This window comes from Nonomuraea sp. KM88, from assembly GCF_052245635.1.
GTDB lineage: Bacteria > Actinomycetota > Actinomycetes > Streptosporangiales > Streptosporangiaceae > Nonomuraea.
This window is the reverse complement of sequence record NZ_JBQQCC010000021.1, coordinates 128,296-150,716: the sequence shown is the minus strand read 5'-3', so window position 1 is coordinate 150,716 and position 22,421 is coordinate 128,296. Positions and strand designations below refer to the sequence as shown.

Annotated in this window: 19 protein-coding genes; 6 read left to right on the top strand and 13 right to left on the bottom strand. The window is 71.6% G+C overall.

Annotation, left to right across the window (positions count from 1 at the left end; translation table 11 throughout):
- Window positions 1-381: 381 nt before the first annotated feature.
- The 3 genes from ACTWPV_RS41940 (at window position 382) to ACTWPV_RS41930 (ending at window position 3,158) form a co-directional block, all read left to right on the top strand.
- Window positions 382-1,578: a molybdopterin-dependent oxidoreductase gene (locus ACTWPV_RS41940; RefSeq protein ID WP_443156046.1), complete on the top strand. Its 1,197-nt coding sequence runs from the start codon at window positions 382-384 to the stop codon at window positions 1,576-1,578.
- Window positions 1,575-2,081: a hypothetical protein gene (locus tag ACTWPV_RS41935; RefSeq protein ID WP_443156045.1), complete on the top strand. Its 507-nt coding sequence runs from the start codon at window positions 1,575-1,577 to the stop codon at window positions 2,079-2,081. Before ACTWPV_RS41940 ends, ACTWPV_RS41935 begins: the two co-directional genes overlap by 4 nt.
- Window positions 2,082-2,258: 177 nt before the next feature.
- Window positions 2,259-3,158 (top strand): alpha/beta fold hydrolase, encoded by a 900-nt coding sequence (locus tag ACTWPV_RS41930; RefSeq protein WP_443156044.1) that lies wholly within the window; start codon window positions 2,259-2,261, stop codon window positions 3,156-3,158.
- Between the two features lie 279 nt (window positions 3,159-3,437).
- On the opposite strand, the gene ACTWPV_RS41925 is transcribed toward ACTWPV_RS41930, so the two are convergent.
- The 10 genes from ACTWPV_RS41925 to ACTWPV_RS41880 are packed head-to-tail and all read right to left on the bottom strand — an operon-like array spanning window position 3,438 to window position 15,362.
- Window positions 3,438-4,994 (bottom strand): arylsulfatase, encoded by a 1,557-nt coding sequence (locus ACTWPV_RS41925; protein ID WP_443156043.1) that lies wholly within the window; start codon window positions 4,992-4,994, stop codon window positions 3,438-3,440.
- On the bottom strand, window positions 4,991-6,625 hold the full coding sequence (locus ACTWPV_RS41920) for an alpha-amylase family glycosyl hydrolase (RefSeq protein WP_443156042.1): 1,635 nt from the start codon (window positions 6,623-6,625) through the stop codon (window positions 4,991-4,993). The genes ACTWPV_RS41925 and ACTWPV_RS41920 overlap by 4 nt, the downstream gene beginning before the upstream one ends.
- Complete coding sequence (locus ACTWPV_RS41915) at window positions 6,618-7,526, bottom strand: dihydrodipicolinate synthase family protein (RefSeq protein ID WP_443156041.1); 909 nt, start codon at window positions 7,524-7,526, stop codon at window positions 6,618-6,620. Before ACTWPV_RS41915 ends, ACTWPV_RS41920 begins: the two co-directional genes overlap by 8 nt.
- Window positions 7,526-9,136, bottom strand: coding sequence for an FAD-dependent oxidoreductase (locus tag ACTWPV_RS41910; protein WP_443156040.1), 1,611 nt, complete (start codon window positions 9,134-9,136; stop codon window positions 7,526-7,528). The genes ACTWPV_RS41915 and ACTWPV_RS41910 overlap by 1 nt, the downstream gene beginning before the upstream one ends.
- Before the next feature lie 24 nt (window positions 9,137-9,160).
- Window positions 9,161-9,958 carry an ATP-binding cassette domain-containing protein gene (locus ACTWPV_RS41905; protein ID WP_443156039.1) on the bottom strand — a complete coding sequence of 266 codons (798 nt, stop codon included), beginning with the start codon at window positions 9,956-9,958 and terminating at the stop codon, window positions 9,161-9,163.
- Window positions 9,955-10,971, bottom strand: coding sequence for an ABC transporter ATP-binding protein (locus tag ACTWPV_RS41900; protein ID WP_443156038.1), 1,017 nt, complete (start codon window positions 10,969-10,971; stop codon window positions 9,955-9,957). The genes ACTWPV_RS41905 and ACTWPV_RS41900 overlap by 4 nt, the downstream gene beginning before the upstream one ends.
- Window positions 10,968-12,491, bottom strand: coding sequence for an ABC transporter substrate-binding protein (locus ACTWPV_RS41895; protein ID WP_443156037.1), 1,524 nt, complete (start codon window positions 12,489-12,491; stop codon window positions 10,968-10,970). The genes ACTWPV_RS41900 and ACTWPV_RS41895 overlap by 4 nt, the downstream gene beginning before the upstream one ends.
- Window positions 12,492-12,520: 29 nt before the next feature.
- On the bottom strand, window positions 12,521-13,387 hold the full coding sequence (locus ACTWPV_RS41890; protein ID WP_347647639.1) for an ABC transporter permease: 867 nt from the start codon (window positions 13,385-13,387) through the stop codon (window positions 12,521-12,523).
- Window positions 13,384-14,310 (bottom strand): ABC transporter permease, encoded by a 927-nt coding sequence (locus ACTWPV_RS41885; protein ID WP_347647638.1) that lies wholly within the window; start codon window positions 14,308-14,310, stop codon window positions 13,384-13,386. The genes ACTWPV_RS41890 and ACTWPV_RS41885 overlap by 4 nt, the downstream gene beginning before the upstream one ends.
- Window positions 14,307-15,362 carry a LacI family DNA-binding transcriptional regulator gene (locus ACTWPV_RS41880; protein ID WP_443156036.1) on the bottom strand — a complete coding sequence of 352 codons (1,056 nt, stop codon included), beginning with the start codon at window positions 15,360-15,362 and terminating at the stop codon, window positions 14,307-14,309. The genes ACTWPV_RS41885 and ACTWPV_RS41880 overlap by 4 nt, the downstream gene beginning before the upstream one ends.
- A 208-nt stretch (window positions 15,363-15,570) precedes the next feature.
- Here ACTWPV_RS41880 and ACTWPV_RS41875 point away from each other — a divergent pair, with 208 nt between their 5' ends.
- The gene (locus ACTWPV_RS41875; RefSeq protein WP_443156035.1) at window positions 15,571-17,364 is read left to right on the top strand and encodes a glycosyl hydrolase family 28-related protein; all 1,794 of its coding nucleotides are present in this window, start codon (window positions 15,571-15,573) and stop codon (window positions 17,362-17,364) included.
- 10 nt (window positions 17,365-17,374) lie between these two features.
- Window positions 17,375-18,379: a GDSL-type esterase/lipase family protein gene (locus ACTWPV_RS41870; protein WP_443156034.1), complete on the top strand. Its 1,005-nt coding sequence runs from the start codon at window positions 17,375-17,377 to the stop codon at window positions 18,377-18,379.
- On the opposite strand, the gene ACTWPV_RS41865 is transcribed toward ACTWPV_RS41870, so the two are convergent.
- On the bottom strand, window positions 18,376-19,272 hold the full coding sequence (locus ACTWPV_RS41865) for a LysR family transcriptional regulator (RefSeq protein WP_443156033.1): 897 nt from the start codon (window positions 19,270-19,272) through the stop codon (window positions 18,376-18,378). The two genes, ACTWPV_RS41870 and ACTWPV_RS41865, sit on opposite strands and share 4 nt — an antisense overlap.
- Before the next feature lie 169 nt (window positions 19,273-19,441).
- On the opposite strand from ACTWPV_RS41865, the gene ACTWPV_RS41860 reads away from it, so the two are divergent.
- Window positions 19,442-20,296: an SDR family NAD(P)-dependent oxidoreductase gene (locus ACTWPV_RS41860; protein WP_443156032.1), complete on the top strand. Its 855-nt coding sequence runs from the start codon at window positions 19,442-19,444 to the stop codon at window positions 20,294-20,296.
- A 62-nt stretch (window positions 20,297-20,358) separates the two neighbouring features.
- On the opposite strand, the gene ACTWPV_RS41855 is transcribed toward ACTWPV_RS41860, so the two are convergent.
- Window positions 20,359-21,354, bottom strand: coding sequence for a MerR family transcriptional regulator (locus ACTWPV_RS41855; RefSeq protein WP_443156031.1), 996 nt, complete (start codon window positions 21,352-21,354; stop codon window positions 20,359-20,361).
- A gap of 33 nt (window positions 21,355-21,387) precedes the next feature.
- On the bottom strand, window positions 21,388-22,407 hold the full coding sequence (locus ACTWPV_RS41850) for a helix-turn-helix domain-containing protein (RefSeq protein WP_443156030.1): 1,020 nt from the start codon (window positions 22,405-22,407) through the stop codon (window positions 21,388-21,390).
- Window positions 22,408-22,421: the final 14 nt, after the last annotated feature.

Genomic DNA, 22,421 nt, shown 5'->3' with positions numbered 1-22,421 from the left:
TTGGCACGATTGCTTCATGTGACGCGTGTGACGAGGGATACGAACACGCGTGAATCACGCGGCGCCGCCGGAGCGGTCATGATCGGCAGGACGTCCGTCGTGGGGCCGTCGAGAACGCGGGGACCCGGACAAGGCGATCGCGGCATGGCGGGATGTTTACCGTCGTCCCGTGTTGAAGGCGGCACTCCCGGTAAGGAGCTCAGCATCCGACTACCGGCTTCGGGGGGATCAGTGCCGGATACGCCGCACGGGCGCGCCCATGCCCGGAACGCGTCCGCTACGGGAAGCCGCCGGGCCGGACGGCCGAAGGCGACCGCGCCCCCCGGGCCGTTCCGCCCGGGTTTCTGGCGGAGCCCGCTGCGCGGTCCCTGGCTCACGTCGGTGCTCGGTCTCGTCCTGCTCGTCGGGCTCGCCGTCGTCGCGGTCACCGGGTTGGTGTCGTACGCCGCCTACGAGCCCCGGCTGCCGGGCAACGACACGACGCCGGGCAAGGGTCTGCTGGGTTTCTATCTCTTCGACTGGCCGACGCACCCGGCCTGGCTGTACCGGGTCACCCAGGGCACCCATGTCATCCTGGGGCTGACGCTGGTACCGGTGCTGCTGGCCAAGTTGTGGTCGGTGATCCCCAAGCTGTTCCAGTGGCCGCCGGTGCGCTCGATCGCGCAGGCCGTCGACCGCGCCAGCCTGGTGCTGCTGGTCGGCGGTGCGGGGTTCCAGTTCGCTACCGGGATCCTCAACATCCAGCTCTTCTACGTCTTCCCCTTCTCCTTCTATCCGGCGCATCTGTACGGTGCGTGGATCTTTCTGGCGGCGCTGGCCGTCCACGTCGCCATGCGGCTGCCCCGGGCGGTCCGCGCGGTGCGGTCCCGGGACCTGCGGCGCGAGCTGCGTACGCGCCTGGCCGACACGCGACCGGAACCTCCCGACCCCGACGGCCTGGTCCCGGCTGATCCGGCGCCGCCCACCATGTCCCGGCGCGGTCTGCTGGCGTTCGTCGGCGGTGGCTCGGCGCTGATGTTCGGCCTGTCGGCCGGCCAGACGCTGGACGGGCCGCTGCGCCGAACGGCCTTGCTGGCGCCGCACGGGCGCGAGTACGGGACGGGGCCCAACGACTTCCAGGTCAACAAGACGGCGGCCAGCCTCGGCGTCACCGCGGCGGAGACGGGCGATGGGTGGCGGCTGGCGGTCGTGGGGGCGAGCCCGGTGCACCTGTCCCGTGCGGACCTGCTGGCGATGCCGCTGCACACCTACGCGCTGCCGATCGCCTGCGTGGAGGGGTGGTCGACCGAGCAGGTCTGGACGGGTGTGCGGCTGGCGGACCTGGCCCGCCTGGCCGGCGTCCCGCCCGGCGCGGCGGCGGTCACGGCCAGATCGCTGCAACGCGTGGGCTATTTCGGCCAGGCCTCGCTCAGCGCCGGGCAGGTGGCCGACCCGCGTTCGCTGCTGGCGCTGCGGGTCAACGGCGCCGATCTCTCCCTCGACCACGGATTCCCCGCGCGCGTCATCGTGCCGAACGCCCCGGGCGTGCACAACACCAAGTGGGTGCGCGAACTCGAGTTCCGCCGGGAGGGACGGTGAACCGCCGCGGTCGCGGCGCGAGCCGGTGGGCGAGCGCCTACGGTGCCGGCCCGTGGCACCTTCTCGGGCTGGCGGCCTGCTTCGCGGTGGCCGGTTACGCCGCCACCCGGGTGGTGGAGGCCGGCATCTGGATGGGGTTCGCCGTGTGGTTCGTCGGCGCCGTCATCTTCCACGACCTGGTGTTGTGGCCGCTGTACTCGGCGGCCGACACCGCGATCCGATCCCTGCCGAAGCTTCCTGCGCGCCCCGGCCCGGCTCGGCCGGCCGGGCGGCGGCCCGCGGTGGTCAATCACGTACGGGTGCCGGCCGGGCTGTCCTGCCTGCTGCTGCTCGTGTGGTTCCCCCTCGTCCTGCGCGGTGCCGAGCGCAACTACCAGGCAGCGGTCGGGCTGAGCACCTCCCCCTACCTCGGGCGGTGGTTGTCGATCACCCTGGTGCTCTTCGGCGTCTCGGGCCTGCTCTACGCGGTGCGGCGCCGGGCCGCGGGACGGTCGAAGCGCTGACCGGCCCCGATCGGCGGTGACGCGGCGGCGGGCGCGCTTGTCCCCCGTGCGAGCTACCGGCGAATGTCCACCGTGCGGGGACGCTTCGGGGACGGCCTGATCCATAACGTTGAGGCGTGGTTACGGCGCTCCGCCGCTTTCCCACCACACCACCCTGCGAGTCACCGGAGGACCCCCATGTCCCGCAAGATCAAGGCAACCGTTCTCGCCGCGCTGTGCGGCACCGTGATCGGCGCGGGCGCCACCGGTTGCAACGGCGACGCGCTGGAGAACTGGGACCCCATCGCCTCCGCCGAGCAGCAGATCGAGGCCGACCTGATCTACGGGACCAAGAAGATCGAGGTCGCGGGCAGGTCGGTGAACGTGTCCTGCTCGGGTGCGGCGGCCGACGGTGCGCCGGTGATCGTGCTGATGCACGGCGGCGGTGACGACCTGACCAAGATGGCCGCGCTGCAGAAGACGCTGAGCGGGAAGAACCGGGTCTGCTCCTACGACCGGCTCGGCGCGGGCGCCAGCGACAAGCCGCAGGGCCCGCAGGACTTCGCGAGCACCGGCAAGATCCTCACCGGCGTGCTCGACCAGGTCGCCGGTGACCGCCCGGTCGTGCTGGCCGGCCACTCGCTCGGCGGGCTCATCGCCGCCCGCTACGCCCCCGACCACCAGGACCGCGTCAAGGGGCTGGTGCTGATGGACGCCACCCCCTCGACCATGGCCGGCGACGTCGCCAAGGTCATCCCGGCCTCGGCCAAGGGCCCGGCGGCCGAGGTGCGCGCGCAGAACCTGGCGATCTTCAAGGGGCAGAACCCGGAGCAGCTCGTCATGGCCGACGGCAAGGTCCGCTCCGCCGGCAAGATCCCGGTCGAGGTGATCAAGCACGGGCAGCCGTACCTGGCGGCCATCCCCACCTACGGCAAGCGCCTGGAGAAGGCGTGGAGCGCCGGCCAGCGCAAGTGGCTCGCGATCTCCAGCAGGAGCAGGCTGAGCACGGCCGCCAAGAGCGGCCACTACATCTACACCGACCAGCCCGACGCCGCCGTCAAGGCCGTCCAGCATGTCACCACGCAGGTCGCCGGCTAGTGCGGGCGTCCACCACGAGCACGCGCGTCAGCTGACCCCTACAGGCCGAAGGCGCCGCCCTCCACGAGAATGAGCACCCCGAGGCCGATCAGCACGGTCGGCAACAGGAGGTGACCCCACCGGCTCAGCGCGCGAGCGACGACCGGGCGGGTGGCACAAAATCGTCCCGCGACGCACCGGCTAGCGGTCGCGTACGCGCCCCCGGTCAGGGTGCCGAGACGAGCGTCTCAGTAAACTTCGAGACGCGTCACCGGTACGAATCAGACCTGAGCACACCCGTCAACCCGCCCCTTCGCGGGGTATGACGCCGACCCGCCGCGCCCAGCGGCGGTACGCGGCGGCCAGCTCGGCGACGCGGCCGGGGTGGCGTCCGGCGAGATCGGCCAGCTCGGAGCGGTCGGTGTCCATGTCGTAGAGCTCCCATGGCCCCGCGTGCTCGCGGACCAGCTTCCACCGCCCCCGGCGTACGGCGGCGTTGCCCAGGTGCTCCCAGAACAGCCACGTGTCCGGGACCGGCTCGCCGCGCAGGGCGGGCACCATGCTGCGCCCCTCCAGGGGCGGCGTATCCCGCCCCTGGAACTCGCGCGGGTACTCGACGCCGGCGGCGGCGAGCAGGGTGGGCAGCACGTCGGTGAGCTGGAAGGGGGTCCGGACGATCCGGCCCGCGGCCAGGCCTCCCGCGGGCCAGTGCACGATGAACGGGGTGGCGATGCCTCCCTCGTGGACCCACCGCTTGTAGAGACGGAACGGGGTGTTGGACAGGTTGGCCCACGCGGGGCCGTAACTTGCGTAGGTGTCCTCCGGGCCGGGATCGACACCCGGGAGGTTGCCGACACGCAACTCGGCGCCGTCCCGGGTGGCCGCCGGCACGATGTGCCGCCTGGCCCGGAATTCCTCCGGGTCGCCGAGCGGCAGGATCTCGGCGCAGCCGCCGTTGTCCGACAGGAACGCCACGACGGTGTCGTCGTAGACCCCGGAGGTCGCCAACTGGTCGAGGATCCGGCCGATGCCCCGGTCCATCCGCTCCACCTGGGCGGCGTACACCTGCATGCGGCGGGCCTCCCACGCCTGGTCCGGTGCCGCCGCCCACGGTGGTTGCGCCGGGTCGGGCCGGGACAGTGCCGACTCGGCGCCGAGCAGGCCCTCGGCGCGCAGCCGGTCGAGCCGGCGGGCGCGCAGTTCGTCCCAGCCCGCGGTGTAGACGCCGTCGTACCCGGCGACGTCCTCCTCGGGCGCGTGCAGCGGCCAGTGCGGCGCGGTGTAGGCCACGTACGCGAAGAACGGACGGCCGGCGGCGGCCTCCCGGCCGATGAACTCCACCGCGTGGTCGGTGATCGCATCGGTGTAGAAGAACCGCGGATCGCGGGTTTCGGCGCTCGCGTCCGCCTCGCCCCGGTACAGGGTCGCCGGGTCGTAGTAGCTCCCGCATCCGCTGAGGGTTCCGAAGAAGTCGCCGAATCCTCGCCGGGTGGGCCACGAGCCGACCGGCTCCCACAACGGCCCGCTCAGGTGCCATTTGCCCGACATGGCGGTGGCGTACCCGGCGGCTCCGAGCAGCTCGGCGACGGTCACGCAGCGGTCGTCGAGGCTGCCCGGATATCCTCCGGGTGCGCCGTTGCCGGCCAGGACGCCGACACCGGTCTGGTGCGGATGCAGCCCGGTCAGCAGGGACGCGCGCGACGGGCTGCACCGTGCCGTGTTGGCGAACTGCGACAGCCGCACCCCGGCCCGGCCGATCCGGTCGAGATTCGGCGTGCGGATCTCGCCGCCGTAACAGCCGATGTCCGAGTAGCCCAGGTCGTCGGCGAGGATCAGCACGATGTTGGGTCGGCTCATGTCGTACCGTCGCCCCGCACCCGCAGCCAGGCGGCGGTGTCCGGTCCGAGCGGGTCGCCCGCGGCGGCGTGGGCGTCGCTGCGCAGGAGGGTGACCGTGCCGGCGGGCAGCGGCACCTCCGTGTCACCGAGATTGACGACGCACTCGAAGTCCGGTCCGCGACGGAAGCGCAGGACCGAGCCGCCTCGGTCCACCCACTCGAGCTCCTGGGGGACGTCCAGCTCCCGCCGGATCCGCAGCGCCCGCGCCACGAGGTGGTAGGTGGAGGCCGGGTCGTCCACCTGGTTCGCCACCGAGAGCCGCCCCCATCCGGAAGGCTGCGGAAGCCACGGGTCCGCCGAACCGAACCCGGCGCCGTCCGGCGCCGGCGTCCAGGGCAGCGGTACGCGGCAGCCGTCGCGTCCCCGGCGGCGCCCGCCCGAACGGGTCCAGATCGGGTCCCGGAGACGATCGTCGGGGATGTCCATGTGGTCGGGCAGCCCGAGTTCCTCGCCCTGGTAGAGGTAGGCGACGCCGGGCAGCGCCAGCATCAGCAGCAGCGCGGCCCTGGCGCGACGGCGGCCCAGATCCTCGTCGACCGGGCCCAGCTCGTGACCGGATTTCCCCTGGTGCTTGCGGGTGTCGGCACGGCCGTAACGGGTCACCGTGCGTTCGACGTCGTGGTTGGACAGCACCCAGGTGGGCGGCGCGCCGGAGGGGGACCCGGAGAGAGACATCGTGCGGAGCGTGGAGTCGATCACCGTGAAGAGGTCGCCGGCGTCCCACGCGGACTGCAGGAAGGGGAAGTTGAAGGCGGTGTGGAGCTGGGCCGGCGCCACGTACCTGGCCAGCCGCTCGGGGTCCGCCACCCACGCCTCGGCCACGAAGATCCTCGGAGGGTCGTAGGCGTCGGCCACCTCGCGCCACTCCCGGTAGACGGCGTGCACCTCGTCGCGGTCCCGGTGCGGATGGTCGGGCACGTCGGTGAGAACGAGCAGGTCCTCCTCCCGGTAGCCGAGATCGGGGTAACCGGGGTGCTTGATCAGGCCGGTGGCGACGTCGACGCGGAACCCGTCGACCCCGCGGTCGAACCAGAAGCGCAGCAGGTCCAGGAACTCCGCGCGGACCTCGGGATGGGACCAGTTGAGGTCGGCCTGGGTGGGATCGAAGAGGTGCAGGTACCACTGCCCGTCGGGCACCCGGGTCCAGGCCGGGCCGCCGAACGTGCTGCGCCAGTCGTTGGGGACGACGTGCCCGTCCATGAAGTGGTACCGGGCGCGTTCCGGGGAGCCGGGCGGGGCGGCGAGCGCGGCCTGGAACCAGGGGTGATCGGTGGACGTGTGGTTCGGCACGATGTCCAGGATCACCTTCAGGCCATGCCGGTGCGCCTCCGCGACGAGTTGCTCGGCCCCGCGCACGTCGCCGTACTCGCGGGCGATGGCACGGTAGTCGGCCACGTCGTAGCCCCCGTCGTTGTTCGGCGACTCGTACCACGGCGTGATCCAGATGGCGTCGACACCGAGCCCGGCCAGGTAGCCCAGGCGGCTGCGGATCCCGGCGATGTCGCCGATCCCGTCGCCGTCGCCGTCCGCGAAGGACCGGATGTAGATCTGGTAGATCACCGCGGTACGCCACCACTCGACGTCAGCCATCGGCGGCTCCGATCAGATCAGGCTCGAATTCCGTCAGGAACTCGCGCAGTGCCGCCAGTTCGCCGTCGTCGAGGGTCCGCAGCGGTGGGGCGACCGTGGGGGCGCACAGGCCTCGCATGGCCAGGCTCGCCTTGACGACCGGGACTCCGGCCCGGATCCCGTGCACCCCGAGCAACGAGACGACCCGTTTCTGGGCCAGGGCGGCACGCTCCTGATCGCCTGCGTGGTGCGCGGCGACGAGTTCGAGCGCGACGCGCGGGGCGAGGTTGGCGATTCCGGGGGTGATCCCGTCCGCGCCCGCGGACAGCGCGTCGAGCATCTTGCCCTCCGCTCCCTGGCTCACGCCGAAGCCCGGCCGGTGGCGCTTGACGTCGAGCCACTGCCGCAGGATGTCCGAGTCGCCGGAGCTGTCCTTGACGCCGGCGACGTGCTCCATGTCGGCGACGGCTGCGATCGAGCCCGCCGAGAACGGCGGCGCGTACCGCGGGATGTTGTACGCGATCACCGGCACGGCCGCGGCACGGCTCGCCCGGTAGTGCTCGACGATGTCGTGCTCGTCATGGTGGAAGTAGCAGGGCGGGCTGAGGGCGACCGCGTCGCACCCGGCCGCCGCGGCGAGCTCGGCCCGCCTGAGCGATTCGCGGGTGCCGGCGGCGGAGACGTTGACGACGACGGTGCCGCCCGGCACCAGCCACCGCCAGCGGCCGACGGCATCGGCGAGGAACGCGCCGATCTCCGCCGTCTGGTGCAGCGGCCCTTCGCCGTTCGTGCCCAGGAGCATGATCTTCGTGATGCCCGCGGCGGCGAGCGCGCCGAAATATCCCAGGCCGGCCGCGAGGTCCGGACGCCCGCTCTCGCCGATCGGGGTCACGGCGGGGACGATCACACCTGACACAGGCATCAGTACCCCCGGATCTCCGGCCAGGACAGCTCGACGCCGTCGGCCTTCAGCGCGCCCTGGAACGCTCGCAGGTGCCCTTCCTTGCGCCGGACATCGTGCGGCTCCACCGTCTCCCCCAGGCAGTAGGCCACCAGTGAGGCGGCGGCCTCGCCGATGTTCCACTCCACGGGGTGCAGCCGGTAGCAGCCGTTGGTGATGTGCGTGCTGCCGATGTTCTTGCCGGCCGGCAACACGTTCCGCACGCGTACGGGCAGCAGGGCGCCGAGCGGGATCTGGAACGGGCAGCTGGGAACGTCGATGTAGTTGTCGCCGCCCGTCGAGGGGTGCAGGTCGATCCGGTACATGCCGATGCCGACCGTGTCGTCGTACGGCTTCGCGCCCGCCTCACCGCGTACGGCGAGGGACACGTCCTGTTCGACGACGGTGTACTCGGCCCTGATCCGCCGGGACTCGCGGATGTAGGGGGCGGCGGCGAAGCCGTCGGGGGTGTCCATGACGTCCGGCCGCAGCCGTAGTCCCGGCCAGCCGCGGCCGCCGTCCGGCCGTGGCGCCTCGGTCTGCAGCCAGTAGAGCATGCTCGCGGAGAGCTCACGCGCTCCGGCTAGGTGGCGTGCCTTCTCCTCCTCGCTCACGCCGATGAGGGCCCCCGCCACGTAGTCGATCATGGGCCAGTTCACCAGGGTGACGTCGCTGGTCACGAAGCCGGGTTCGTACAGCTCGCGGGCGACGGCCCGGCGGAACTCCCACAGCTCGCGATCCCCCGGGTCCTGGCTCTGGTCGGCGAGCACGGGCCCCGAGCGGATGTTCGGGGTGAACGTCCGCGTCAGCGGCTCCCTCGTCCGCGGGTCCGGCGCGGTCAGCCCGACCTGCGGTCCCGGCCAGTAGTCGGGACGGTACGCGCGCCAGTGGTCGTAGTTCGCCGGCCGGTCGATCACGTGGTCCTCGCCCTCGCGGTGATCGACGGCGAACACCCAGGAGAATGCCTGCATGTTGCCGGGCTGCGCCGCCTCCGGCGCGCTCGGCTCACCGGTCTCGTGCCTGGACTCGAACCCGGTGACGTGTTCCACGCCCGCGAGCGGCAGCAGGTCACCGAGCTCGGTGGCGTCCAGATAGTACGGGCTCGCGATGTGCACCAGGCCGGCGTCCGCGCGGTCCACTGTCACGCTGCTGACCCGGTCGCCGTCGGTCTCCGCCGCGACCGGCCGCGCACGGAGCAGGATGCGCAGCCGGCCGCTGCTCAGGTAGGGGTCGACGAGCGCGCGCAGCACCGCACCGCTGACCCGCGGCTCGTGGCACAGTGCACCGACCCGGCCCAGGCCGGGGTTGAGGTGTGGCTGGCTCCTGGCGGCCACGGTGAGGGGGTACCACGTCCGGTAGTGATCGCGGACCGCGTTGCGGTACCGGCGGTAGGAGGCGGTGCAGCCGAACTGCTCGATCCACCGGTGCTCGTCCGGGGGCACGCCCTGGCTGGTGAACTGCCCGCCGATGCGGTCGCCCTCCTCGGTCAGCACCACCCGCAGCCCGCGGCGCAGAGCTGCGAGCGCGGCGGCGACTCCGCCGACGCCACCGCCGATGATGGCCAGATCCGCATCAGTGATCCGCGATTCCAACGTTCCCCCTGGTTGCATGTGAATTCAGGCGCCCTCGAGGTCAAGGGCGGCGTCGAAAAGTTTCCTGGTGTACGGATGGCCGGGCCGCTCGAACAGGTCGTCGGCGGTCGCCGTCTCGACCAGGCTGCCCTGGTGCATGACCGCCACCCGGTCCGCGATCTGCCGGACCACCCCGAGGTCGTGGGTGATGAAGAGGATGGCGAGCCCGCGGGCGGCGCGCAGGCCGGCCAGCAGCCGCAGGATCTGCGACTGCACCGAGACGTCGAGCGCCGAGACGGCTTCGTCGCAGACGAGCAGCCGAGGACGCAGGGCGAGCGCGCGGGCGATGCTGACCCGCTGGCACTGCCCGCCGGACAGGGCCGTGGCCCGCCGGGTGGCGACGTCGGCGTCGAGGCCGACGTCCGCGAGCAGCTCGCCGATCGCGGCATCCCATGAGCGGCCGTCCGGAGCGGCCGATGGGTGGGTCCGCCAGGTCTCGGCGATGATGGACCGGACGCTCATCCTGGGATTGAGCGAGGCGGCGGGGTCCTGGAAGACCATCTGGATCGCCCGCCGGGTCGCCGGTGACCGCTTCGCCACCGGGCCGACCGGAGCCCCGTCGAACAGGACCGCGCCTTCCTGGTGTGCCTGGAGCCCGACGACGCAGCGGGCGACCGTGGTCTTGCCCGAGCCGGACTCCCCGACGATCGCCAGGGTCTCGTCAGGGCGGAGGGCGAAGGAGACGCCGTCGACGGCGTTCGGCGCGGTGCCGCGCCTGCGCTCTCGCCGGGTGTGGAAGTTGACCACGAGGTCGCTGACCTCGACCAGAGCCGATGCGCTCATGTCTCCTCCGGGAAGTGACAGGCGACCTGCCGGCCGGCGGCGACCTGCCGCATCCGCGGCACCTCGCTCGCGCACCGGGCCTGCGCCTTGGCGCACCGCGGGTGGAAGGGGCATCCGCTCGGGCGTTCCGCCGGGCTCGCCGGGCTGCCCGGCAGCGGCTCGGCGATGGCCGTCTTGCTGCGTACGGCCGGGACGCTCACCACGAGCGCCCGCGTGTACGGGTGCGCCGGGCTGTTGAGCACTTCCCGGCCGCTGCCGACCTCGCAGATGCGGCCGGCGTACATGACGACGACCTCGTCCGCCACGTGTGCCATCACCCGCAGGTCGTGGCTGACCAGCAGCATGGACATGCCCTCCTCGTCGCGGACGCGCCTCAGCAGGGCGAGGATGCGGGCCTGCACGGTGACGTCGAGCGCCGTCGTCGGTTCGTCGGCGAGGATGAGCTCCGGCGAGCCGGCGAGCGCCGTCGCCACCATGGCCCGCTGTCGCAGCCCGCCCGAATACTGGTGGGGATATTGCGCGTGCCGCTTCTCCGGGTCCGGGACGCCCACCCGGTCGAGCAGGTCGATCACGGTTCTGCGCACCTCCTTCGCGGGCATCCCGCCGCGCCGCAGGATCTCTCCGACCTGCCGGCCGATCGTCTGCGTCGGGTCCAGCGCCGCCTGGGGGTCCTGGAAGATCATGGCGATGCCGCGCCCGCGCAGCCGGCGGCGGTCCTGCTCCGCCATGGCGGCCATGTCCTCGCCGTGCCACAGCAGCCGGCCGGAGACCGCCGCGCCGGCCGGCAGCAGGCCGATGATCGCGCTCGCCGTCATCGTCTTGCCGCTGCCCGACTCGCCGATCAGGCCGGTGGTCCGGCCCGCGGCGACGGTGAACGAGACGTCGTCCACCACGCGGACCGGCCCGGACGGGCCGGGCAGGTCGATGGACAGGTGCTCGACCTGGAGCAGCGGCGCCTGCTCCGGGTCGAGCTCCGCCGGCACCGGATCGGTGACGTTCGAGGAGCGGTTCATGATGCGCCGTTGCCGATCCTGACGGTGGAGAAGTCCGGCGTGAGGTCCGGGGGAATGGCGAGGCCCTGCACGGACTTGTTCCGGACGTACAGGTTCCGCACGAACATGGGGTACATACCGACCGCGTCATCCCAGATGACCTTGTTGGCCTGCGCGTACAGCTCCTGGCGCTTGGCGGTGTCGCTGGTCGAGCCCGCCTGGGCCAGCAGCTTGTCGAGGTCGGGGTTGCAGTAGCCCGTGCGCTTGGCCGCGCAGGTGTACAACCGGCCGAGGCTGGTCGCCGCGTCGAAGCCGGCGGTGCCGAGCTGCTGGATGTTCAGGTCCCACTTCAGCGCCAGCAGATCCTGCAGGAAGACCGCCGCCTCCTTCTGGGTGGGCTCGGCCTTGACCCCGATCTTCGCGAGGTCGCTCGCCACCGCGTCGGCGAACTGCTGGAACTGCGGCTGGGAGAACTGCATCTGAATCGTCTGGTCGTAGTCCCAGCCGGCGTCGTCCAGCGCCTTCTTGGCCGCGGCCGGGTCGTACGTCACCGGAGTCTGCGGCGCGTAGCCGAGCACGTTGGGGGTCACCACGGAGTTCGCCGGCGAACCCGTCTCGGGGAAGAGCGACTTGATGATGGTGGCGAAGTCGACCGCCTGCCACAGCGCGCGCCGGACAGCGGCCTCCTTGAGGCCCTTCTCCGAGCCGTTCATCCACATGGTGATGACGCCGCTGCCCGAGTCCTTCTCGACCACGAGATCGGAGTCGCCCTTCAGACCGGGCAACTGGTCGTCGGGGACCGCCCACGTCAGGTCCACCTCGCCGGTCTTCAGCGCGGTCATCCGCGCCGCCATCTCCTGGATGCTGCGCAGCTCCAGGCGGTTCAGCGCCGGCTTGCCGCGCCAGTGGCCGGGGTTGGGGGCGAGCACCAGGCTCTGGCCCGGCGTGAACTTCTCGACGACGAACGGGCCGGAGCCGATCGGCTTGGCCCAATCGCCGTCCTGGTGCGCGGCGGGGGTGACGTAGAAGGTGATGAGCTTGCCGAGCAGCGCGGGATCAGGGTCCTCGGCCGTGATGACGACCTTGTTCGCACCGCTCTCCTTGGCCTTGTGGCCGGCATAGTTACTGGCCATCGCGCCTTTGAGCGCCAGCAGCCGCTCGAACGAGGCGACGACGTCGGCGCTGGTGACCGGCGTGCCGTCGGAGAACTTGACGTTGTTCCGCAGCGTGAACGTCCATTCCGTGGCGTCCTCGTTGGCCTGCCACGACTCGGCGAGCACGCCCTCGAACGAGCCCTTCCCCGCCGTGCGGACCAGCGCGCTGAAGATCGCCTTGGCCGCCACCTGGGTGCCGTTGTCCATCGCGGACGCGCCGTGCGGGTCGAGATTCTCGATCGGCGTCCAGACGGCGACGGCCAGATCCTGCTGCACGGCGCCACCGGTCGGCGAGCCGCCGGTGGTGGTGCTGCAAGCCACCAGCCCGACGATGGATGTTGTCGCGGCGGCGAGGGCCACCGCACGACGAAGCCGAACGGGCCTCATGGGAATCCTTCCTGACATTGGCTGAGCCGTCAGCGGCTGGCGCCGAGACGCTGGGTGAGATGGTCGCCGAGCAGGCCCGTGCTCACCACGAGGCCGGTCAGCGCCAGCCCCGGTAGCGCGGAGATCCACCAGGCGGTGTCCAGATAGTCCTTGCCGTGAGCGATGACCTGGCCCCAGGAGACCGTGGCCGAGGGCAGGCCGAGGCCCAGGAAGCTGAGTCCGGCCTCGGACAGCACCGCGCCGGCGAACTCCGTGGTCGCCAACGCGGTCACCGGGCCGATGACGAACGGGATGACGTGCCGGATGATCACGACCGGGGTGGCGACCCCGATCAGCCGCGCCGCGTCGACATAGGGCCGTTCGCGCAGCGAGAGGGTGAGGCCACGGGCGAGCCTGGCGAAGCCGACCCAGCCGGCCACCGACAACGCCAGGACCACGACCAGCATGCTGCGCTCGAAGAGGCCGGCGATCACGATCGCCAGCAGGATGCCGGGGAAGGCCATCAGGACGTCGATCAGCCGGGAGATCGCGACGTCGGTCCAGCCGGCGAGGTAACCGGCGAGCGTCCCGAAGGCCAGCCCCACCACCAGGCAGGCGGCCACCACGGAGATCCCGATGATGATCGACGTCCTGGCGCCGTAGACGAGCTGGCCGAGCATGTCGCGGCCGGCGCCGTCGGTGCCCAGCAGGGCGACCGTGCCATCCGCTCGCGCCGCCCCGATCGGCAGCAGCCGGTCCGCCACGCTGGTCGCCACCGGGTCGTACGCGATCAGCAACGGGCCGATCAGGCCGACGAGCAGGTAGCCGGCGAGCACCACGGTGGCGATCGTGGCGACGGTCGGCGTGGACCTCAGGCGGACGGGCCACAACCGCGGCCGGACGGTTATCGCACTCATGCGCGTGCCCCCAGCCGGACTCGCGGATCGAGCCGGGCGGCGATCAGGTCCGCCGCGACGTTGCAGCAGACCACGATGACCGCGATGAGGAGCACGGCGGCCTGCACGATCGAGTAGTCGCGGTTGGTGACCGCCGTCACCAGCAACGAGCCGAGACCGGGCCAGGTGAAGACGCTCTCCACGATCACCGCGCCGCCCAGCAGCGTGCTCACGTGCAGCGCCCCCACGGTCACCACGGGGGTCGCCGCGTTGCGTACCACGTGTCCGGTCACCACTTCGCGTGTGCTGAGCCCTTTGGCGTACGCCCGCTGCACGTAGGGCTCCGCCATGGTGTCGGCGACGCTGCTCCGGGTGATCCGGGTGAGGAGCGCGGTGAAGGGAGCCGCGAGCGTGAGCGCCGGGAGCACGATGTGCGCCGGGGTGCCGACGCCGGCGCTGGGGAGCAGCCGGAGCTGCAACGCCATCACCAGGATCAGCATGATCCCGATCCAGAACGGCGGCATGGAGTAGAGGGTCAGGGCGAAACCGGAGATCCCGCGGTCGATCCACCGGCCGCGATGGGCGCCGGCCAGGGCGCCGAGCACGACGCCCGCCATCGCTATGACGGTCGCGGTCAGGGTGAGCTCCACCGAGGCGGGCAGCCGGGACAGCACCAGCTCGACCGCCGGCTGCCCGAAGCGGTAGGACTCTCCGAAGTCGAGCGTCGCCAGCTGGGTCAGGTAATGCCAGTACTGGATCGGCAGCGGCTGGTCCAGGCCGAGCCGGGTCCGAGCGGCCGCCACCTCGGCCGCCGTGGCGTCCGGTCCGAGCAGCACCAGAGCCTGGTCCCCGGGGGCGGCCCGCATGATGAAGAACACCAGGGTGGCGGCCCCGAAGATGATCAGGACGCCGGTCGCCGCCGTGCGCAACGCGTACCTGGTCATCGCCGCACCACCCGGCTGATCGAGTTGCCGCGCACGTCCGTGCACGGCACGACCAGCTGGAGGGGCGGCTGCTCCGCGCCTTCGAGCAGGTTGACCAGCAGCTGCACCGCGGCCCGGCCGATCTCCACCCGTGGTATCTCGAACGACGTCCAGATCCTGGTCGCGGTCGGCGGCGGTGCGGAGCCGAGGAAGGCGACCGACAGGTGGTCCGGGATGCGCAGGCCGGCCGCCTCGGCGACGTCGGCCAGGGCGAGGCCGGTGGCGTTGTCCTCGGAGGGCTCGACCACGACCGCCGTGATCCCCTCCCGGACCCAGCCGGCGACCCGGTCCGTGCCGATGTCCTCGGCGCCGGAGGAGAACTCGACGACGAGGTCATCGGGGCGCAGGCCCGCGGCCTGCGCCCCCTGCCGCAGGCCGAGCTCGCGATCGTCGCCCGGTTCGGCGCCGTCGGTCTGCCGCAGGAGCAGGATCCGCTGGTGTCCGAGGGCGGCCAGCTCCTCCACGAGGGCCGCGGTCGGGGTGACGTAGTCGGGGGCGACGTAGGACAGCTCCGTCCCCTCTATGTCGCGCCGGCCGATGAAGACGAACGGGAAGTTCTCCTTGGCCAGGTTCGCCAGGTCGTCACGCGAGATGTGCCGGCCCAGCAGGACGCAGCCGTCGGCCTTCAGCAGCGCGTTGCGTCCTCTGGCGTAGACCCCGCCCTGAGCGGTGTTGGCCGAGGTGAACAGCAGCAGGTCGTAGCCGAGCCGCGCCGCCTCCTCCTCCACTCCGAGCAGGAACGGGTGGTAGAAGTCTCGCTGGTCGACCGGGAACACCGATTCGAACGTGTAGAGCCCGATGGTCTTGACGGTCATCCCGCGCAGCGCGCGGGCGGCGGGGTTGACGGCGTACCCCAGGTCTTCGATCGCCTGCTGGACCCGTCGGCGGGTCTCCTCGGCCACGGGCCCGCCCGGGCCCCCGTTGAGCACGAGGGAGACCGTGGCCTGGGAGACTCCGGCCCGCTGGGCGATCTCGACTTGGGTGGGGCGACGGGGCCCCGCTCGTTTGCGCATGGCGATCCACTTGACTAATACGTAACGACTCCGAGGCACTCTAGGGACCAAAAGGCGGTGTACACAAGGGGCAAATTTCCCCAAGATTACGTCGAGGTGTCGCAAAGCAGGCGTAGAACGGGCATCTTCCGCCTCTTGTAAGCCGCATATGACGTCTGTACGATCCACGATCTATACGTATCGACTCGCATCACAGGAGGTAGAGGCCATGCCCGAGGGCACCGATCGTCGAGCGCTTTTACGGATCGGCGGTGCGGCACTGGGCGCGGCCGCGGCCACCGCGTCATGGAGGGCCTCCCCCGTGGCCGCCGCGACCGCGGACCCGCCGGAGATCGTCACGCCCCAGCAGTTCGGCGCGCTGGCCGACGGGAAGCACGACGACACCGAGGCCATCGAGCAGGCCATCAACGCCCAGCGCACGCAGTACCGGATCGTCGTCTTCCCGCCGGGCACCTATCGGATCACCCGGACCATCGTCATCCCCGACCAGCCCGGCGAGAACTACAACCGCATCCAGCTGCGCGGTTACAGCACCATGACGAACCGCGCGTCCATCATCCAGGTGGAGCACGACGGCGTGGGCATCGACGTGCGGTGCTCGCTCGCCGCAATTCACGGCCTTGCCTTCGTCGCCCCCGCCAAGACCGAGAACAACCGGGCGCTGCGCTTCGCCGGCGAGGTCAACACCGACGACACCGACGCCGCCATCCTGGAGTGCACGTTCATCTCGTTCAAGCTCGCCGTCGAACACGTCGGCCGCGGGCTGTACTTCTCGCACAACCTCGTCGCCCTCTGCACCACCGGCATCAGCCTCGCCTGGCCCACCGAGGGCGTCGACGGCGGCGGCGTGCACGTCCCGCCGTACGGGTTGCGCAAGTGGCTCATCACCAACAACCACTTCCACAGCCCGTTCCAGGCCATCGTCACCGAGGGAGCCGAGGACGCCGACTTCCGCGGCGCGATCATCCAGGGCAACCTGCTCGACATCGGCCGGCGCCTGCTGATCGGCAGCCTCACCAACTCCACCATCAGCGGCAACATGGTGGAGAAGGGCGACAACGGGCCGATCATCGAGATCACCAGCGGGGGCCACAACCTGACCATCGCCGACAACGTCCTCGGCGGGCTCGAACCGCCGCTGAACGACGGCCCGAGCGCCATCCAGTTCTCCAGCGGCGTCAAGGCGCAGAACGTCACCATCAGCGGGAACACCTTCAACTGGCTCAACCACTCCCCGATCCGGTTCGAGAACGACGCCAGCAAGATCACCATCGCGAACAACTCGTTCGACCACTGGAACCTCGACGGCAAATCCGATGCCGCCGCGATCAGGGTGGCCGGGAAGGCGAGCGCGTTCAGCGTCATCGGCAACGTCATCTCGGCCGACCCCGCCGACCGCCCGCCGATCATGACCACGGGCGGGCTGCACGAGTCACACGTCATCGGCAACGCCTCCGCGCACGTGCCGCTGGTCGCGGGCCCGGTGGCGGCCGACTCGTTCGTGCAGGCCGAACCGGGCCGGTTCAACCGGATGGAGGTCGCCCAGCCGCTGGGAGCGGCGGCGAAGGTGGTCAGCACCTCGACCGAGAAGCCCACGGTGGGCGAGGACCACTACGGCTCGTTCGTCGTGGAGGGCAACAACGCCAACCCGGGCGTCAAGGGCGGGCTGCGGGTGGTCCCGGTCAACCAGTCGGGATCGGCCGCCACCGAGTTGCTCTGCTCGACCACGAACACCAACGGGCTGGTCTCCATGACCTCCAGCGCCACCGGGCTGGTCCCGCCCGCCGACAACGCACGCGATCTGGGCAGCGCGGACCGGCGGATGCGAACCGTGTACGCGCACCAGGTGGCCCTGGCCGAGCAGGCGCCCGACACGCTGCCGGACGCGGCCGGCCACACCGGAGGAATCATCATGATCCGCGATCCCAAGACCGGCAAGCGCGGCCTCGCACTCTCCGACGGTGAATCCTGGCGGAACGTCGTGCTCGGCGCCGAGGTCTGACCCGGCTCGCGTGGAGGCGATCCGGCTCGCTCCCGACGCCCGGCCGGACGTCTGGCGGGGCTGCCTGGCCTGGACCGAGGAGGGCGGCTCATGGCAACCATGGCGGCTGCCACCGGACCGGATCGCCACCGCCCACGCTCCAGGCCTGGTCACGCGTGCGCGGATGCCCGCCGGCGTCCGCGCGGTCGTCCGAACCGACGCGACCGCACTGGAACTGCGTACCCACGCGGTGGACGACGATGTGACGTCGCTGGACGTCGTCGTGGACGGCGCGCTGTGGCGGCGGACGGCGCTGACGGCGGGGGCGGCGACGAGCCACGTCGCGTTGCCGCCCGGACCCAAGGCCGTCGAGGTGTGGTTGCCCCAGTTCGGCGAGATCCGGACCGGGCCCCTCGTCCTGCACGGCGCGACGTACGCCACCGCCGCCGACGAGGGGTTGCGCTGGGTCACGTACGGAAGCTCGATCACGCAGTGCCGCTCGGCCGCCGGCCCCGGCGAGACATGGCCGGCTCTCGTCGCCCGGCGCCTCGGCTGGGACCTCACCTGCCTCGGCTTCGCCGGGGAGTGCCACCTCGATCCCATCGCCGCCAGGGCCATCGCGCGTACGCCCGCGGACCTGATCTCGCTGTGTCTTGGCATCAACGTCTACGGCAGCGCCGGTCTCGGCCCGCGGACGCTCACCGGCCAGGTGTCGGGGTTCATCCAGGCGGTTCGCGACGCGCATCCGCGGGCGCCCGTCGCCGTGATCTCGCCGATCGTCTCGCCGAGTCGTGAGCGGCTGCCCAACCAGGCGATGATGACCCTGGACGATGTCCGCGGCGCCGTCACGGACGCCGTGACCACGCTGCGCCGATGCGGCGAGAGCGACCTCCACCTCGTCGACGGGCCCGCCGTCTTCGGAGCCGGCGACGCTCACCTCCTGCTCCCCGACGGCCTGCATCCCAGCGCCGACGGATACCGCCTCATGGCCGGGCGGCTCGCCCCCCGCCTGGCGGCCCTCGCGCCCGAGCCCTAGCCGCCTGCCCGTCCCGGCTGCGCGCAGACGGCGAGGCTGTGGTGGGCGAACCGGCGTACGGACCGCACCTGGGAGTGGTCGCGGAGCCAGGCCAGGCGTAGCGGCACCGGCGGCCCGTCGCTGAGCGGGACGGCCCTGACGTCCGCCGATCCCGTCGCCGCCGCCGCGCGGGGCGTGCACAGGACGACGGCCTGCCCCAGGCGGACGACCGACAGCATCTGCATGCCGTCGCTCACCACCGGCCCCGGACGCCCCGGCAGCCCGTCCGGCCAGAGCTCGGCGGCCATGCGCTGGAGGTTGTTCCCCCGCCAGCGCACCACCTGCTCGTCCGCCAGGTCCGCCGTGACGATCGATTCCCTGCCGGCCAGCGGATGTGACGCCGCAAGCAGCACGTGCACCTGTTCCATGTGCAGGACCACGTTCTCCAGCGTCTCGTCGTCGAGCGACGCGCGCAGCAGCGCGAGGTCGGCCGCGCCGGAGCGCAACTGGTCGAACTGGTCGTCCGCGTTGCCGACCACCACACGTCCGGGCATCAGCGGCAGGGTCTCGTTGTACGCGTGCACGAGCTCGTCGAGCAGCCAGGCGTCGCAGCCGGGCCCTGTCACCGTCAGCGGAGACTGCGTCCCCGCCGCCCTGCGCGCCCGTGACATGGCGTGCCCGGCCTGGGAGACCAGGCCCCTGGCCTCGCCCAGCAGGACCTCCCCCGCGGAGGTCAGGCTCACGTCGCCGGGGGCTCGGACGAGCAGTGGAGCTCCGACGTCCCGCTCCAGGGCGCGGATGGCGCGTGAGAGCGCGGGCTGGGTCATGGCGAGCCGGGCGGCGGCTCTGGTGAAGTTGCGTTCCTCGGCCACCGCGATGAAGTAACGCAACTGGCGAATCTCCACATCAGCCACGCGCGCAGTCTCTCACGTGCGGCTATGCCGCTGCGACATGGCGGTCTGCCGCATCGGACCTTCCTTTCCCCGGCTGGCCGGTGTGTGCTGGACAGGCGCCGCGGCGCGGAGCCCCTTCGACCCGCGACCTCACCCGCGGCACCCGTTCACCCTCTTGATTGGATGACGCATGTCTGAGCATGCCCGCAAGGCGATCGTGACCGCGGGAACCGGCGGGATCGGCCTGGAGACGGCCGCAGGGCTGGCGGCACGGGGCTGGGACGTCACCGTCGTGGGCCGCGACGCCGACCGCGGCGCCGCCGCGACGGCCCGGCTGGAGGCGGCAGCGGGGCGCCCCGCGGGCCGTTTCCTCCGCGCCGACCTCTCCTCCCTGTCCGGCACCCGCGCGCTCGCGGATCGGCTGGCCGCGGAAGGACTCCTGCACCTGCTGGTCAACAACGTGGGCGGCATGTGGACCCGGCGCTGGGAGGGCGCCGACGGCATCGAGGCGAGCCTGATGCTCAACCACCTGTCGCCGTACGTGCTGACCGAGGCCCTTCTGGACGCGCTCAAGGCCGGCGCGCCCAGCCGCATCGTGAACGTGACCTCCTCCGCCATCATGGCCGCGGTGCCGGTGTTCGAGGAGGCGGAGCCGCCGGGGCCCTACTACGGCATGGCCGCGACGGGCCGGGCGAAGCTCGCCCACCTCGCCTACACGATGGACCTCGCCGAGCGGCTGGACGGCCAGGGCACGCAGGTCGTGGCCGTCGACCCGGGACCCGCCGCGACGCCCAACGCGGCGCAGATGACGATCGACATCCTGCCGCCTCAGATGCGACCACTCTGGGACCAGGTCCAGGAGTGGGTCACCCGCCCGGTGGCGGAGGCCGCGGCCGCCGTTCTCGCCGCCTGCACCGGCCCCTCGCACGGTACGGGTGCGCTGATCGGCCCGTCAGGCGCTCCCGACGACAGCCTGCGCCAGCACCTGACGGAGGACGTGGCGGCGGCCGTACGCCGGTGGACTCCCGGGCTCCTCGCCGGCTGACGACACCGTCGGCGGCTGAGCCGCTTCTCCCGGGTTGCGACGGGCCGCGCACCCTCCGTGGGTCACCGGGCCGAGGCGCGAAGGGCCGAGGCGATCCACGTGAAGATCGCCGGATCGTCCTCGCCCGTGCTTGGCGGGGTGTCGTTGATCAGCTCCACCAGGGACAGGTACCTGCCGTGGGTGGCGTCGTACCGCTCCTCCTCCTGGGAGTCCTCGCGCCGCAGTTGCTCGACGAGGAGGAAAGCCCTGGCGAGCCGCTCACGCTGCTCGGTCGTGGACTGCGCGTCCATGGCCTCGGCGGCGGCGCTCGCCATGCGGACGGCCAGCTCCCGCGCCCGTGGCGAGTCCGGCGCCATCCCCGATCGGTACGCCGCCACGAGCTCCTCCCCTATCTTCGCGCCGTCCTTGTGGATGAAGTCCCACACCGGCGCGGCGGCCAGGCTTCTCCCCGGGAAGGCGCCGTACGTGTCCTGGAGGTAGGAGCGGACCGCGCGGCGGAACTCCTCGCCCTGGACCAGGTCGGCCAGCTCGATCCAGGCTTCGAGCTGGGCGGCGCTGGGATCCTCCGGCAGCCGCGGCCGCATCGTCCGCAGGCGGTCGACGAAGCCGGACGGCACGTCGAGGCCCTCGCCGACCTCGTTCCAGAAGTCGTCGACGAGCCGCTCGCGCTCCTCGTCGGGCATCGAGACGAGCTTGTGCATCAGAGCCGCCTGCGCGGCCGTGCCGCCCTGCTTGACCAGCGTCCTCAACACCGCCCTTCTCGCCCGCAGGTCCCGCTCCTGGCGCTCGACCAGCTCCAGGTGCGTCACGACGAGGTCGTGCAGCGACGTCTCACCGCCGAGCAGCCGGCGGATGTCGTCCAGCCCGGCGTCCAGGTCGCGAAGGGTGCGGATGAGTTCCAGCCGCGCGATGGCGCGGACGTCGTAGAGGCGGTAGCCCGCCTCGCTCACACGTGTCGGGTCGATGACGCCGGCGTCGGAGTAGTAGCGGATGGTGCTGACGTTCAGCCCGGTCCTGCGGGCCACGTCCCCGATGGCGTACAGCTCGTCGTCGTCCATGCCGCAACTATGGAGTCTCAAGCGGCTTGAGACTCAAGCCCCGCCCTGCAGGCTCGTACGCGGGAGCGAAGCGCGGAGGGCCGCCGAGATCCAAGCGAAGGGCATGGCCTGCTCGTCCGTGGCGGAAGGTGTCCCGTTGATCGCGGACACCAGGGACAGGTACCTGCCATGGGTGTGGTCGAATCGGGAATCGTCGAGCGGCGGTTCCTCGCGGAGGAACTCGTCGATCTCGATGAACTTCGCGGCCATCTCGCGCCGGAGCTCGGCGGTGGCCTGGCGGCCGCCGAGCGGGGCGGCCGCCTCCACGAGGCGGACGGCCAGCTCCTGCGAACGCGGCGCGTCCGCGGGCAGCCCGGAACGGTACGCGTCCATGATCTCTCGCATGATCGTCGTCCCCGACCCGTAGATGAAGTCCTGCACCGGTGTGGCGGCCATCAGCCGTCCCGGGGGCGTGGAGAACGCGTCCTGGAGGTAGGAGCGGACCGCGCGGCGGAACTCCTCGTCCCGGACCAGGTCGGCCAGCTCGATCCAGGCTTCGAGCTGGGCGGCGCTGGGGTCCTCCGGCAGATGGGGCCGCACCTCCCGCAACCGGTCGACGAAGTCGGGGTTGACGTCGAGACCGTCGCCGACCTCGTTCCAGAAGTCGTCGACGAGCCGCTCGCGCTCCTCGTCGGGCATCGAGACGAGCTTGTGCATCAGAGCCGCCTGCGCGGCCGTGCCGCCCTGCTTGACCAGCGTCCTCAACACCGCCCTTCTCGCCCGCAGGTCCCGCTCCTGGCGCTCGACCAGCTCCAGGTGCGTCACGACGAGGTCGTGCAGGGTTGTCTCACCGCCGAGCAGCCGGCGGGCGTCGTCCAGCCCGGTGCCCAGGTCGCGGAGGGTGCGGACGAGTTCCAGCTGCGCGATGGCGCGGATGTCGTACAGCCGGTGGCCCGCCTCGGTCACGCGGGTGGGCGCGAGGATCCCGGCGTCGGAGTAGTAGCGGATGGCGCTGACGCTCAGCCCGGTCCTGCGGGCCACGTCCCCGATCGGGTACAGCTCGTTGTCGTCCATGCCGCCACTATGGG